The organism is Psychrobacter sp. ANT_H56B, from assembly GCF_008369245.1.
Taxonomy (GTDB): domain Bacteria; phylum Pseudomonadota; class Gammaproteobacteria; order Pseudomonadales; family Moraxellaceae; genus Psychrobacter; species Psychrobacter cryohalolentis.
The window spans coordinates 222,024-235,236 of record NZ_VOBF01000003.1; the positions used below are offsets into that span (position 1 = coordinate 222,024).

Genomic DNA, 13,213 nt, shown 5'->3' on the forward strand with positions numbered 1-13,213 from the left:
AAAAAAAGGGTTTTTATTTAGTGGGCATGCTTTCTATGATTTTTACGTCAATTAATACTGCTAATGCAGTACCGTGTTTTGATAATGCTCAAAGTGCTTACAACTACCTACTGACGCAAGAGACAGTGCAAACTCAAGCACGTATGCAGTCAATCATTAATATTAATCGAGCGACAGAGAGTGAACTGACATTGCTACATGGTATTGGTAGCAATAAGGCGCAAGCCATTATCCTATATCGTGAGATGTTTGGCAGTTTTAGAACGGTTGATGAATTGACAAAGGTAAAGGGTATTGCCGCAAAAACCGTTGATAAAAATCGAGGACGTTTGACCGTGCAAGATTAATCGCTGTATTTTACTTTAATTAACCCCAATATTGACAAAATAGCATGTAAGTAACTGTCTAAATACACCCACCATGGCCAAAATTTGTTAAACTAGCACGTACATCCGCCTGATTGACGCTGTGTTCGTCAGGGTGGTTAAGAAAAAAGGCAAGGAGTAGATGCATGGCCGAGCGTGCCGCCAAGCAGTTAGAACTGAATAAATCTGAATTACCCAATTCTATTACCGAAGTAATCGCCACCCTAACCCGAGCTGGGTTTGACGCCTATATCGTCGGTGGTGGCGTGCGTGATACCTTGCTAGGACTGCGTCCAAAAGATTTTGACGCGGTCACTGATGCCAAGCCTCATGAGATTAAAGACGTCTTTGGTAAGCGCTGCCGTATTATCGGTCGCCGTTTTCAGTTGGCGCATGTGTACTCTGGGCGTGAGCTTATCGAAGTAGCCACCTTCCGTGGTCCACCTATCAATGCTTCTAATACCAATCAAGACGGTATGATTCTGCGCGACAATGTATGGGGTGATATCAAACAAGACTTTGCCCGTCGTGATTTTTCTATTAATGCCCTTTATTATCAGCCACTTAAAGGCATAGTTCATGATTTTTGCGACGCGCTTGAAGATATTGATAATAAAATTATCCGTTTATTAGGCAATGCACCGATTCGTATCGAAGAAGATCCGGTCAGATTGCTGCGTGCCTTGCGTTTCAAAGCAAAATTGGGTTTTGAGTTTGATAGCGAATTAGCCGCACAGTTCCATGATGGCAACTGGTCATTACTTGAACAAATCTCTCCGCACCGTCTGTATGATGAAACGCAAAAGATGTTTACCGGTGGTTATTTAGTACCATTATTACCGTTATTGTTTGATTCAGGCGCGATTGATAGTCTCATCATTTATCCGCCTTCTGAGCCAAGTGCCTTAGTTAAACAAGTCGCTATTAATACCGACAAACGTATTGCTGCTGGCAAAAGTATCAACCCAGCATTCTTTTATGCCGCTTTGCTGTGGGAGAACTACTTACATCAGCTAGAAAAAGCCAAAAAGCGCAATATGCCTTTTGCGGATGCACAAATGCATGCAGCAGGCAAAGTGATTGATCGTCAACGTATCAAGACTGCCATTCCAAAATTTGCTGAACAGTTTATTCGTGATATCTGGATATTGCAGCCAAAACTGGCCGCGCCGCGTAGCAAACAGATTGTACAGCTATCTGAGCATCCACGTTTTCGTGCCGGTTTTGATTTCTTATTATTGCGCGAGCAGTGCGGCGATGCAGAGCATCCACTTTCTGAATCGACCAATGATATGGGCGAGTGGTGGCAGACCTATCAAACCTTGACTGAGCAGCAGCAGGATCAAGCGATTGATGACTTTGATGAAAATATCCGCCGTGGTGCTTATAAACAAGGTCAGCGTGGTCGTGGACGCAATCGTCAAAAGCAGCAGAATTCAAATGACAATGCTAAGTTAAGTCAGTTAGATAATGACTATCAAGGTAAAGCGCTGAGTAATGGTCATGCAAAACCAGCAATGGTTAATGATGCCTCAAATGTGCCATCACGTCGCCGCCGTGCCAGTCAACATACTTCTGCTAATAGTAAAAATTATAGCCCGCAGCAACTCACACAAGACAATAATGAGCTGGCACAGTTGCAGCAATTGTCTTTGGCGAGCAGTAATAATGGTAGCAATCAGCAGCACATGCCGAAACCTGCACCATTGTTTGTCATAGAACACGGCAACGTCGTACCGCCTTTGAAAAAGCAGCTATCTGGTTCAGATAAAGTGCTGCCTAAAGCGACGCAAAAAGCGCCTATCAAAAAAGTGCTTGAGCAAGCAACAGTTAGTAAAAAGGCATCGGCTGATAGTCAATCGCAGCCGCAAGAAAAAGCTGTTAATAAAGCGAGTGACTTAACTAATAGATCGCATGCACCAAAAGAGTCAGTGAATACTCAGGTGTCTTCAAACAATGCTCGTAGTACTATTTATAAAGAACGCAATGCTGCTCAGTCTCCAGCACTTGTTAGTATGAATAATGAGCCGATACCGCACAAGCGCCGTCGTCGTCAGCCTACTGTGATTGAAAATAGTGGTATTGTCGCAGAGGCTAGCAGTGCTAAAGAAGCAACGACAATAGACACTAGTAGTAATGAGAAATCATCTGGGAAGTACGCAAAAAAAGTGCCTAAATTAGCTGTTGGCTCTACTGATAACGTCATTGATAAAGCACCGAAACCCGCTAAAGCATCAAGTACTAAGCCTACTAAAGCTAAACGAGACGCTAGTAGTCAAAGTGCTACTAATCAAAGTTCTAACGAACCGCAAGATGCTAATAAAGTAGCTAACAGTAATATGAATGCCAATAAAGGCCCTGTGCCATCGAAACGTCGCCGTCGTCAGCCAAGCGTCAATGACGTTTAACGTTGACAGCGAATATAAGAGTAAAGTGATAACGATGAACACGCGCTTTAATGATACTGATTTTGATAGAAAATCTATCGCCATTTGCTCTTGGGTCACTTGTTATGTTGGCTTGGGTAGCAATCTGGCAAATGAGCTTGGGGCGCCTGTTGAGCATTTACAGCACGCGTTTGAGATGATGCAAGAGCAAGAAAAGATACGCACTGTGCGTATTTCTTCATTTTATGCCTCGGTACCGATGGGACCGCAAGATCAGCCAGATTTTGTGAACGCCGTTGCTGGCTTTGAAACTATATTTACGCCGTTTGAGCTGCTGATATTTTGCCAACAGTTGGAGCAGCAAGCAAAACGTGCCCGCCTGCGTCATTGGGGTGAGCGTAGTCTTGATGTGGATATATTGTTATACGGCGATGAGCGGATTTCTGAGCCAACATTAACGATACCGCATGTGGGTTTGCATGAGCGTAATTTTGTTTTGATACCGTTACGAGAGCTCGCACCTGAGCTAATGATTGTAGGAAAGTCGATAATCGACTATCCTCAAAGCAGCGATTGGGCAGGTTTGAAGCTGTTAGAACATGATGCGTCAAGTCATAAATAAAGAGACATTCATTTAAAGTGAATGACAGTTGATTGATATTCAGAAGTATTGAGGATGATATAACGATATGACAACGTTATCTACTTTAAATAAGTTTAAAAAAGACGGTACCAAATTTACTTGTCTGACCTGTTATGACGCCATGTTTGCACGCATGATGGAAAAAGCGCAGATTGATACGATTTTAATCGGTGATAGCTTGGGTATGGTGGTGCAGGGTCATGATTCAACTTTGCCTGTTACGGTCGATGATATGGCTTACCACACTGCTAATATCGCCCGTAGCAATAAGCAGGCGCTTATTTTAGCGGACTTACCCTTTATGAGCTACGTGACGCTGCCTGAGGCCGTTGCCAATAGCCGCAAGCTGATGCAGGCAGGCGCTCATGTGATTAAAATTGAGGGTGGTCGTGAGCTTTGCGAGTTGATTACAACATTGGCGCAAGCAGGTACGCCAACGTGCGTGCATTTGGGATTAACACCGCAGTCGGTGAATGTTTTTGGCGGTTATAAAGTCCAAGGTCGCGGCAATGAAGCAGGTCAAAAACTCCTTGATGATGCAAAAGCTGTGGTTGACGCTGGTGCAGCGCTTTTGGTACTAGAATGCGTCCCTGCTGAGCTTGCTAAAGCAGTAACGGAAGCCGTTGCTGTGCCAGTGATTGGTATTGGGGCAGGCGCTGATACTGATGGTCAGGTATTGGTCATGCACGATATGCTCGGTATGGTTCATGGTCGCGCGCCGCGTTTCATCCATGATTTTCTGACTGATGAGCGTAACACTGAGCACAGTATCGAAGGCGCATTTGCCTTGTATCAGCGGTCAGTAAAGGAAGGTAGTTTTCCAACAGAGCAGCACCAGTTTAGCTAAGCAAATATAGAATTTCAGTAATTAGGTCCATCAGTAAAAGAGCAGTTAACCATGCCGACGATTCATTACCATATCTCAGACTTACGCGTTGCTCTGCAGCCTTACCGAACAGCGCAGCGCATTGCCTTAGTACCTACAATGGGTAATCTACACGATGGTCATCTGGAGCTGGTAAAAATTGCCAAACAGCATGCAGATATCGTGGTGGTTAGTATTTTCGTCAATCCAACGCAGTTTGGGGTTGGTGAAGACTTTGATAGCTACCCTCGTACCTTAGATGAAGATGTCGCGAAGCTTACCACGGTTGGCGCTGACTATGTTTTTGCTCCTACTATTGATGAGATGTATCCGGTACTACCGCCGCCGACCACTATTCTCGCTGGGACTATTACTGAGCAACTATGTGGCAAAACTCGCCCCAATCATTTCGATGGTGTCGGTATTGTTGTCTCTAAGCTCTTCAATATCGTGCAACCTAACATAGCCGTATTTGGGCAAAAAGATTATCAGCAATTAGCCATTATTAAGCAGTTGGTTCGTGATTTGAGCTATTCAATCGATATTATTGGCGCGCCTATTATTCGTGCTACTGATGGCTTAGCGTTATCATCGCGCAATCAGTATTTAAGCGAGTCTGAGCGCCAAACAGCACCTATCTTACAGCAGGAGCTGCAGTATTTAGCCAAACAGATTAGCGATAATAAACAGCCGTTAGAGGTGCTTTTGACAGCAGCTCACGAGCGTATTACTAATGCGGGGTTTATGATTGATTATCTAGAAGTAAAAACAACTGAGCTAACGGCTGTTGATGATGAGAGTATCAATAACCATCAAGTCTTGGTTATTTTAGTGGCTGCATGGCTAGGTCGTGCACGCTTGCTAGACAATCGATTGGTCACGATTAATAAAGTCTGATCACGCTGCTATTTATAATATTGTAATTTGCGGGATGCAATTTATAAGGATGACGGAACATGCAGGTAAATCAAGACACCCATAATGCTCAATCAAAGCTAACAGGTTCCAATGAGTCGGTTGGTGATAAACTGAGTATATTGGTAGTGTCAGGACGTTCAGGCTCAGGGAAAACCTCGGTACTAAATATCCTTGAAGATCTGGGTTTTTATTCTATTGACAATTTGCCTTTGTCTCTTGTGCCTGAAGCGGCGCAAAAGCTGGTCTGTGATAGTGGAATTAAGCGCATTGCCCTTGGGGTAGATATTCGTACGCCGCGCGCAGATTTATCTAACTTTGATGCAATCCATGACAGTTTAAAGCAGACCTATGGCGAAGAGGCGGTCACGGTGATGTATGTGACGGCGCAAGAAGAGACGCTGGTTGCACGCTTTAATGCCACGCGCCGCATCCATCCGTTAATGGTGTTAGATACCAAAGGCGTAGAAAATAACGTTTATAATTTACCAGCAGCTATTGAGAAAGAAATACAGCTTTTGCAGCCGATATTCAAGCATGCCGATATTAAGATAGATACTAGTATGCTCAATATCCATCAGCTAAAAGAGCGTCTGCGTGATTATGTGGGTGTAGATAATCAAATTGTGATTAATTTACTATCGTTTGGTTTCAAGTACGGCAGCCCTATCGATGCAGACTTCGTTTTTGATGTACGCATCTTACCCAATCCACATTGGAATCCGACACTGCGCTCGGCGACAGGTCTTGACGCCGAAGTGGGTGCGTTTTTTGCTGATTATCCAGAGGTCGCTGAGATGACGGCAGATATCGCTACATTCTTGAATCGTTGGTTACCTGATTTTTTACACAATAATCGTCATACGGTAACGGTTGCCATTGGCTGCACCGGTGGAAAGCACCGCTCGGTATTTATCACCAAACACTTACAAGATAGATTGCAAAATAGCCTGCCAGAAGGCTTAACCGTGACGGCGAAACACCGTGAAAAGCATCGCTGGTAGCGTTTGCTAGACCTTTTATACCTAATTTTTTATACCTATTATTTATTTTTAAACATGGAAAGCTTTTATGATTGACTGGTCAGAACAAGATATGCGCGTCTCACGCACAGAGCTCAAAAAAGCTCATGAGCGCCTACAACAGTTGTCGATACCGCTTGCCAGCTTATCGAAGAAACAACTTAAAGCTTTACCTGCCAGTGATTATTTTATGGCGGAATTAATGGCGCTTGCCGATATCACCAGCGCCAATGCGCGTAATCGTCAAACCAAGCGCGTTGGCAAGCTTATGATTGAAGAAAATCGTCATGAGCTGATAAAAGCACTATTTGATGCCTATTTTCCTAAAGAGCAGGTTTCTAAGATAGAGAGCTGGTATGAGCGTTTGAATATCAATGATGAAGGGACGCTTAAGCAGTTTGTCAAACAATATAAAGCCTCTGAGCAGCATAGTATGTATCAGCTATTGCTCTGGATTGAGTACGCTAAGCATACAAACGATGAGGAGCTAATGGCGGAGTCAAAAGCAGATTTGGCCAGTTATATCCGTGAAGTCGCTATTTTAACGAATCTAAAAAAATAGCGATAAGAGATATAGGCAAGGGAATTTGGTTAGTGAGTATCTATAAAACACTAAAGATAGAATACTAAAATACAAAAAAGCCAATCAGTAAAGATTGGCTTTTTTAATAGATCAGAAATAGCGTTTTTATTTTTTTTAAAAAAACTAATGTTACTTTTTCTCTGCGCGTACTTTGTCGACTAGGAAATCAACTACTTTAGGTACGGTAGCACTTTCACCGGTTACCACGTACTTGCCTTGCACAACAACGGCTGGCACACCCGATAACTGATAACGCTTAGCGCCTGCTTGCGAGCGACCGATTTTGGTACCAACAGCAAAAGAGTTGTAAAGGCTATTAAATTTCTTTTCGTTCACACCTTTTGAGGCATACCATTTGCTTAATGAAGACTGGTCAAATAATTGCTTACCATCTTTATGTACGGCATCAAATAAAGCGTCATGGGTCTTGTCTTCAAAACCTAGTAATTGCGCGGCATAAAAACCACGGGCACTGGCTTCCCAAACAGGGTTTAATGCTGCGGGTGTTTTAAAGAATGCCACATCTTTATCTTTGTTTTTTGCCCATTTTTCCATGTGTGGATTAAGGACATTACAATGCGGGCAACCATACCAAAAAAACTCACGCACAATGATAGCATCACCGCTGATTTTTTCTGGATTATCTAACACACGATAGTCTTTTCCTGCGACATAATTGGCAGCTTGTGCACCCATATTGGCAAATCCAATAGCACAAGCCAAACCAGTTAATGCGATGATACGTTTCATACTTATTCCTTGAAATAACGACATTCAGAAGTTTGCTTTAATAGTTATAGCTTTGATAGTCATATAAATACCAAAGCAAATAAGCAATGACAAAGTCAATAGACGACGATAGGTCGACTGAGTCGACCTACTATAGAATAGCAACTATAATAGCGTAAAATGCGGCAGTTTGTGAACCGGATTCTTAACTAATGGTTGTAATGCTGTCAGTCATTATTTAAGGTATCTTACTTATAGCCTGTTATTCTATTTTTATTGACCTTTAAAGCATCAATAAAGCAGTTCACAATCGGTGACGATGTACTTACGGCAGCTTTGCGGCTCGCATGTTAATATTGAGTCTTTAATCACATACTATAACAATAAAGGAAAAACTATGAGCCAAGCTTTATTTTCTGGGCAGCCTTTGCACACTCAAGCAAATGATAGTGGCATGGCTGACGATACCATAAACGCTATCAATGTCGATCCAAGCGAAGTTGAAAAATTTAATAAATTGGCGGGTGAGTGGTGGAATAAAACCGGTGCCTTTGCTACCTTACACGAAATCAATCCGCTGCGTCTAAACTGGATAGAGGAAAATGTGAAGCGTGGCTACGTGAGTGCTGATAGTCAAAAAACGGCAGAGATGGGCTTGGCGGGTAAAAAGGTTCTTGATGTCGGTTGTGGCGGTGGTATCTTGTCAGAATCAATGGCACGTCGCGGCGCAGATGTGACAGGTATCGACCTTGGGACAGAAAATCTCAAAGCAGCAAGCCTCCATGCTGAACAAAGCAACTTACAAGATACCTTGCGCTATCAGCATATTCCGGTTGAAGCTTTAGCGGCTACCCATGCTGGTCAGTTTGATGTGGTTACTTGTATGGAGATGCTAGAGCATGTACCAGATCCAGCCGCTATTGTAGATGCTTGTTTTAAGCTGTTGGCGCCAGGCGGCGTATGTGTACTATCAACGATTAACCGTAATCCAAAATCTTATTTGTTTGCTATCGTGGGTGCAGAGTACGTATTGCGTTTGCTTGATCGCGGTACGCATGATTATGCCAAGTTTATTACGCCAGCTGAGCTCGATAAAATGGCAATTGATGCAGAGTTTGCGCGCCAAGATATCATTGGACTGCACTATAATCCATTGACCAAGCGTTACTGGCTAGCTCAAAACGTCGATGTCAACTATATGATAGCAGTACAGAAACCTCTCGCTTAATACCCTTTTATCACCTTAATTAAGAGCCTTCGTAATGAGCCAATTTGTAAAAGCGGTCTTATTTGACCTAGATGGGACATTGATAGATACTGCTGCCGACTTTGTACGTATTATTGGCAAAATGAGCCAAGAAAACGGCTGGCAAGTGCCGCCTGAGACGGAGATTCGTGAGCAAGTTTCTGCAGGTGCTTCAGCAATGGTGCAGCTGATGCTACGTTATAATGAGCAAACGGATTTTAGCGAGGAGACGTTGCTAGAGTTTCGTCAGCAGTTTTTGGACGATTATGAAGCGGATATTTGTGTGGATAGCTGCGTTTTTAATGGACTCGAAGATATTTTAAGTGCCCTTGAAGAAAAAGGTGTACCTTGGGGTATTGTGACCAATAAACCGCGCTATTTATCAGAGCTGTTATTAGAAAAAATGCAGCTAGATACGCGCTGTGCAGTTTTGGTTTGTCCTGATGATGTATCACGTCCTAAGCCTGATCCAGAGCCTATGTATGCGGCATTAGAGAAGCTCGGTATTCCTCGCGGTGCTGCCGAAAGTGTGCTGTACGTCGGTGATCATATCCGTGATATCGAAGCTGGCAATGCGGCTGACATGTCGACGATTTTAGCCGCTTACGGTTATATCCCGCCTGAAGATCAGCATAATTTGAAGCAATGGGGTGCAGATTATATTATCGATACCCCTGAGCAATTGCATAAATTATTGCTCTCTTCTGGTAAGTTTGATTACTTATAGTTTAAATAAGCCATAAACCCAGCGTATTTTTAGTCAGTATTTGAAGCATATAGCACAATATTTAAAACTACCCTATTTATTAAACGATAAGCAGTGAGTAACGCCATGAGTGACAATATCAATCCATTAGCCAATCCGTCCGAAAGCCATTCAACTGGAAATGCAGAAAACCATCTTGATAGCCAGCAGAATGATTTGCAAGCGGCTATCCCTGCCTTAGTCGCCTTAACTCACGATGATATTCGTGACTTTGGGCCTACTGAAAATTGTTTAGATGGCAAGACTATCTTAGTGACAGGGGCAGGCGATGGTATTGGTCGGATCGCCGCGTTGACTTATGCACGTTATGGGGCAACGGTGTTATTATTAGGACGCACGAGTAGCAAGCTTGAATATGTCTATGATGAAATTGAAAGCTTTGGCGGAAAGCAACCTGCCATGCTACCGATGAATTTGGAAGGCGCTACTTATGCAGAAATGCAAAAGCTAGCTAACTTGATTCATAGAGAAGTGGGTCAGCTTGATGGGGTATTGCATAATGCGGGGATGCTTGGTCCATTGACGCCACTTGAGATGTACGATGTTGATATGTTTGCTCAAGTCATGAAGATTAACTTCACAGCGACCTTTATGCTTACCCAAGCGCTACTGCCGTTACTCAAAGATGCGCCGCATGGTTCTATTGTATTTACCTCTAGCAGCGTTGGTACGCATCCTCGCGCATTTTGGGGTGCTTACGCGCTGTCTAAGCAAGCGGTAGAAGGAATGAGCGATATCTTTACCCAAGAGACGCAAAATACCACCAATCTGCGTTTTAACTGTATCAATCCGGGTGGTACTCGCACCAATATGCGCGCCCATGCTTATCCAGGTGAAAACCCGATGAGTCTGAAAACTCCTGAAGATATTATGGCAGGTTATGTGTGCTTGATGAGTGATGAAAGTATCGGGGTACGTGGACAAGTGGTTGAGTTACAACCTAAGGATTGAGCGACAATTTGTCTGCGCAGGTAGATTGAAACTGGCGATATCTAACCCCATCTATTTGTTATCAAAGACCTTTATGCTCGATTAAAAATACGCATAATTAATAAAAATAAATAGGATAATAATATGGCAGGTGGTTGGTCAAGAGATGGTGCTGAGCATGAGCAAATGGATGCGACCGTTAACGATGCGCTAGAGCGCGCACGCCGTGCATTACCGACAGGTAAAAGTGCAGAGTTTTGTGATGAATGTGGTAAGGCGATTCCAGAAGCTCGCCGTATCGCAGTACCGGGTGTGCAGCATTGTGTTGGCTGTCAATCTGAGCTTGAGCAAGAAGCAAAAGCTGCGGAATTGTTTAATCGCCGTGGCAGTAAAGACAGTCAGTTACGCTAAAAAAAATGACCCTGCTATAGTAAAATAGCAGGGTCATTTTTTATCGCCATTGTAAAGAGCGGCTTATCTAGTCAACCATTACCATTGCCATCAGTTCACGGTCACATATTTCCCAATCTATTTCCTTGTCTATCTCACCTTCTTGACTATTGCTTGCTTGCAAAATGATCTCTAGGCGGCTATCGACCTGTGCGCTCACTGTCTTTGTGGACAAGCTATCAGGCGTAAAATTGATTTGTAGCCAGCCATTAGACGTATGTAATACGCCTTTGATGCGTTGCCAGTTTGGTAGCGTTAGCAGCCAATCCTGTAACTTATCAGCATTTAATATATAATCCGCTGGTAGTCGCCAACCTGCAACTACGATATCTTGCTGTATTTCATGATAACGATAGGGCAGCTCGATGTCTTTGTCTGCTTGAATATTACTATCGTTTGTGGAAGGGTCGAATAATGACTTATTCGATAATGAATGACTCAGCGGCTGCAAGCTAATCACAGATTTTTTCGGCTGAGCAATATTAACTGTCCGCTGTTGTGAGATAGTCTGGCTAGGCTTGTTCAGCTGCGTGCTTAACACTGCTGAATAGTCATTCGATGTGCTTATATCGTTAATTGTGGTCTGATCATCAGATTCTGCCCAAATAATAGTAATTTGCGCATTTAACTCTGCTACCCAATCTTGTAATGCTTGCTTATCGTCAGTACTTAATTGGGCATAGCGATTAATGACCAAGACATCGGCATCACGAATATGCGCTTGGAACCCTTCGTGAGCACGATATTTTTCTCGTTGCCACTGCAAAGCGTTAAGTACAGTTATGACCGCTTGCATTTTTAGAGCCGTCTGCCAATGCGGCGCGCTAAGCTGCCGTATAAGCTCACGTGGATGAGCAAGCCCTGTTGGCTCAATAAGCAGACGTTGCGGATGATGGTCACTCAGCAGGCGACTAATAGCTATTTGTAGAGGTAACTGGCTGGTACAGCAAATACAGCCGCCGCTAACTTCACGAATGGCGATATTATTTTGAGCGGAATTGCTATCTTGTGAGCTTGAAACCAAGGCTGCATCGATACCAATCCGACCAAACTCGTTAATCAATAATGCCCAACGCTCATCAGTGGATTTATCGGCAATCAATTGATTAATAAGTGTGGTTTTGCCAGAACCCAAAAACCCTGTCACCAAAGTGCAGGGTATATTTTGATGAATAATAGAGAATTTCAATGTTGCGCCCGTTGTATTAATAGGATTACCCATTAATAGTATGATATATCAACGGACACAAGCAATACTTAGAAATTTAAAGTGATTCGCTCTTAGCTGCTTCGACTTCTGCTTCGTCAGGTACGAATACATAGCCTACGCCCCATACAGTCTGGATATAACGTGCTTGTGAAGGATTGTCTTCAATTAAGCGGCGCAGACGTGATACTTGAACGTCAATTGAACGCTCCATCGCGCCCCATTCACGACCACGAGCAAGGTTCATCAGCTTATCACGGGTCAATGGCTCGCGTGGATGCTGAACCAATGCCTTCAGTACCGAGAATTCACCCGTCGTTAAGGTGACAACATTGCCGTCGCGTTTGAGCGTACGTGTCGATAAATCAAGTGTCCATGGACCAAATTCTACTACTTCAAGCTGATGACTTGGTGCCCCTGGTAGCTCACGATTTTGACGACGAAGTACTGCTTTGATACGTGCTAATAGCTCTTTTGGATTAAATGGCTTTGGTAGATAGTCATCCGCACCCGCTTCTAGACCTGCGATACGATCAGCGTCGCCACCTTTAGCCGTGAGCATAATAATAGGGATGTCGCCATTATCTTCGCGCAGGCGCTTACAAATACTGATACCGTCTTCGCCTGGTAGCATCAAATCAAGTACCACTAATGAAAAAAGCTCACGCTGCAACAGCTTATCCATTTGACTGCCATCGTGGGCAGTACGGACAACAAAACCATCGTCTTCTAGAAAGCGCTGTAATAAAGAGCGCAATCGTGCATCGTCATCAACGACTAGAATACGCTGAGTTAAGGTATCGGGGCTGTTATTTTCAGACATACAGGCATCCTCTTATAAAAATTATTATTAGCAAAAATTATTGTTAAAACGCACCAGTCAGTATATTTACTCTCAATAAAAACAGTGTGAATACCACTTTTACTATTTATTAGTGCAACTATTTGAGCATCATTCCATCGATTGGCAAAAAAAATATAAAAATGAGAACTATTGTTCAGTACGTTGGTACACAGCAATATTTGTGCTGATGAGACTTTAGTGTATAAGATTGCAGTCATAATTGCATCACTGATAAAGGCAAATGCTGTAGGTGTTTGTTTA

Annotated in this window: 14 protein-coding genes; 11 read left to right on the top strand and 3 right to left on the bottom strand. The window is 43.3% G+C overall.

Features of this window, described 5'->3' with window-relative positions:
• Positions 1-35: 35 nt before the first annotated feature.
• From FQ082_RS05745 to yjgA, 7 genes are all read left to right on the top strand, one after another.
• A complete protein-coding gene (locus FQ082_RS05745) occupies positions 36-347 on the top strand; it encodes a ComEA family DNA-binding protein (RefSeq protein ID WP_410477379.1) in 312 nt (103 codons plus the stop codon).
• 164 nt (positions 348-511) lie between these two features.
• The gene (gene pcnB, locus FQ082_RS05750) at positions 512-2,773 is read left to right on the top strand and encodes a polynucleotide adenylyltransferase PcnB (protein ID WP_149492381.1); all 2,262 of its coding nucleotides are present in this window, start codon (positions 512-514) and stop codon (positions 2,771-2,773) included.
• Between the two features lie 34 nt (positions 2,774-2,807).
• On the top strand, positions 2,808-3,374 hold the full coding sequence (gene folK, locus FQ082_RS05755; protein WP_149492382.1) for a 2-amino-4-hydroxy-6-hydroxymethyldihydropteridine diphosphokinase: 567 nt from the start codon (positions 2,808-2,810) through the stop codon (positions 3,372-3,374).
• Between the two features lie 67 nt (positions 3,375-3,441).
• Positions 3,442-4,242 carry a 3-methyl-2-oxobutanoate hydroxymethyltransferase gene (panB, locus tag FQ082_RS05760; protein WP_149492383.1) on the top strand — a complete coding sequence of 267 codons (801 nt, stop codon included), beginning with the start codon at positions 3,442-3,444 and terminating at the stop codon, positions 4,240-4,242.
• A gap of 51 nt (positions 4,243-4,293) precedes the next feature.
• On the top strand, positions 4,294-5,157 hold the full coding sequence (gene panC / locus FQ082_RS05765; protein ID WP_149492384.1) for a pantoate--beta-alanine ligase: 864 nt from the start codon (positions 4,294-4,296) through the stop codon (positions 5,155-5,157).
• 59 nt (positions 5,158-5,216) lie between these two features.
• Positions 5,217-6,179: an RNase adapter RapZ gene (gene rapZ, locus FQ082_RS05770; RefSeq protein WP_149492385.1), complete on the top strand. Its 963-nt coding sequence runs from the start codon at positions 5,217-5,219 to the stop codon at positions 6,177-6,179.
• Between the two features lie 67 nt (positions 6,180-6,246).
• Positions 6,247-6,759, top strand: coding sequence for a ribosome biogenesis factor YjgA (yjgA, locus tag FQ082_RS05775; protein WP_011512503.1), 513 nt, complete (start codon positions 6,247-6,249; stop codon positions 6,757-6,759).
• 150 nt (positions 6,760-6,909) lie between these two features.
• On the opposite strand, the gene FQ082_RS05780 is transcribed toward yjgA, so the two are convergent.
• The gene (locus tag FQ082_RS05780) at positions 6,910-7,530 is read right to left on the bottom strand and encodes a thiol:disulfide interchange protein DsbA/DsbL (protein ID WP_011512504.1); all 621 of its coding nucleotides are present in this window, start codon (positions 7,528-7,530) and stop codon (positions 6,910-6,912) included.
• Between the two features lie 376 nt (positions 7,531-7,906).
• Here FQ082_RS05780 and ubiG point away from each other — a divergent pair, with 376 nt between their 5' ends.
• The 4 genes from ubiG (at position 7,907) to FQ082_RS05800 (ending at position 10,862) form a co-directional block, all read left to right on the top strand.
• The gene (gene ubiG / locus FQ082_RS05785) at positions 7,907-8,737 is read left to right on the top strand and encodes a bifunctional 2-polyprenyl-6-hydroxyphenol methylase/3-demethylubiquinol 3-O-methyltransferase UbiG (protein ID WP_011512505.1); all 831 of its coding nucleotides are present in this window, start codon (positions 7,907-7,909) and stop codon (positions 8,735-8,737) included.
• Between the two features lie 34 nt (positions 8,738-8,771).
• Positions 8,772-9,482 carry an HAD family hydrolase gene (locus FQ082_RS05790; RefSeq protein ID WP_149492386.1) on the top strand — a complete coding sequence of 237 codons (711 nt, stop codon included), beginning with the start codon at positions 8,772-8,774 and terminating at the stop codon, positions 9,480-9,482.
• Positions 9,483-9,587: 105 nt separating this feature from the next.
• Positions 9,588-10,472 (top strand): YciK family oxidoreductase, encoded by an 885-nt coding sequence (locus FQ082_RS05795; protein ID WP_149492387.1) that lies wholly within the window; start codon positions 9,588-9,590, stop codon positions 10,470-10,472.
• Between the two features lie 123 nt (positions 10,473-10,595).
• On the top strand, positions 10,596-10,862 hold the full coding sequence (locus FQ082_RS05800; protein WP_011512508.1) for a DksA/TraR family C4-type zinc finger protein: 267 nt from the start codon (positions 10,596-10,598) through the stop codon (positions 10,860-10,862).
• A 67-nt stretch (positions 10,863-10,929) separates the two neighbouring features.
• Here the strand turns inward: FQ082_RS05800 and FQ082_RS05805 are convergent, their stop codons facing one another.
• Together FQ082_RS05805 and ompR are read right to left on the bottom strand one after the other, a co-directional pair.
• The gene (locus FQ082_RS05805; protein ID WP_149492388.1) at positions 10,930-12,123 is read right to left on the bottom strand and encodes a CobW family GTP-binding protein; all 1,194 of its coding nucleotides are present in this window, start codon (positions 12,121-12,123) and stop codon (positions 10,930-10,932) included.
• Between the two features lie 43 nt (positions 12,124-12,166).
• Positions 12,167-12,931 carry a two-component system response regulator OmpR gene (ompR, locus tag FQ082_RS05810; protein ID WP_011279439.1) on the bottom strand — a complete coding sequence of 255 codons (765 nt, stop codon included), beginning with the start codon at positions 12,929-12,931 and terminating at the stop codon, positions 12,167-12,169.
• Positions 12,932-13,213: the final 282 nt, after the last annotated feature.

Excerpts from the sequence above, each read along its gene's own strand:
- FQ082_RS05745 (WP_410477379.1), top strand. The coding sequence starts at position 36 with ATGATTTTTACGTCAATTAATACTGCTAATGCAGTACCGTGTTTTGAT.
- pcnB (WP_149492381.1), top strand. The coding sequence starts at position 512 with ATGGCCGAGCGTGCCGCCAAGCAGTTAGAACTGAATAAATCTGAATTA.
- folK (WP_149492382.1), top strand. The coding sequence starts at position 2,808 with ATGAACACGCGCTTTAATGATACTGATTTTGATAGAAAATCTATCGCC.
- panB (WP_149492383.1), top strand. The coding sequence starts at position 3,442 with ATGACAACGTTATCTACTTTAAATAAGTTTAAAAAAGACGGTACCAAA.
- panC (WP_149492384.1), top strand. The coding sequence starts at position 4,294 with ATGCCGACGATTCATTACCATATCTCAGACTTACGCGTTGCTCTGCAG.
- rapZ (WP_149492385.1), top strand. The coding sequence starts at position 5,217 with ATGCAGGTAAATCAAGACACCCATAATGCTCAATCAAAGCTAACAGGT.
- yjgA (WP_011512503.1), top strand. The coding sequence starts at position 6,247 with ATGATTGACTGGTCAGAACAAGATATGCGCGTCTCACGCACAGAGCTC.
- FQ082_RS05780 (WP_011512504.1), bottom strand. The coding sequence starts at position 7,530 with ATGAAACGTATCATCGCATTAACTGGTTTGGCTTGTGCTATTGGATTT.
- ubiG (WP_011512505.1), top strand. The coding sequence starts at position 7,907 with ATGAGCCAAGCTTTATTTTCTGGGCAGCCTTTGCACACTCAAGCAAAT.
- FQ082_RS05790 (WP_149492386.1), top strand. The coding sequence starts at position 8,772 with ATGAGCCAATTTGTAAAAGCGGTCTTATTTGACCTAGATGGGACATTG.
- FQ082_RS05795 (WP_149492387.1), top strand. The coding sequence starts at position 9,588 with ATGAGTGACAATATCAATCCATTAGCCAATCCGTCCGAAAGCCATTCA.
- FQ082_RS05800 (WP_011512508.1), top strand. The coding sequence starts at position 10,596 with ATGGCAGGTGGTTGGTCAAGAGATGGTGCTGAGCATGAGCAAATGGAT.
- FQ082_RS05805 (WP_149492388.1), bottom strand. The coding sequence starts at position 12,123 with ATGGGTAATCCTATTAATACAACGGGCGCAACATTGAAATTCTCTATT.
- ompR (WP_011279439.1), bottom strand. The coding sequence starts at position 12,931 with ATGTCTGAAAATAACAGCCCCGATACCTTAACTCAGCGTATTCTAGTC.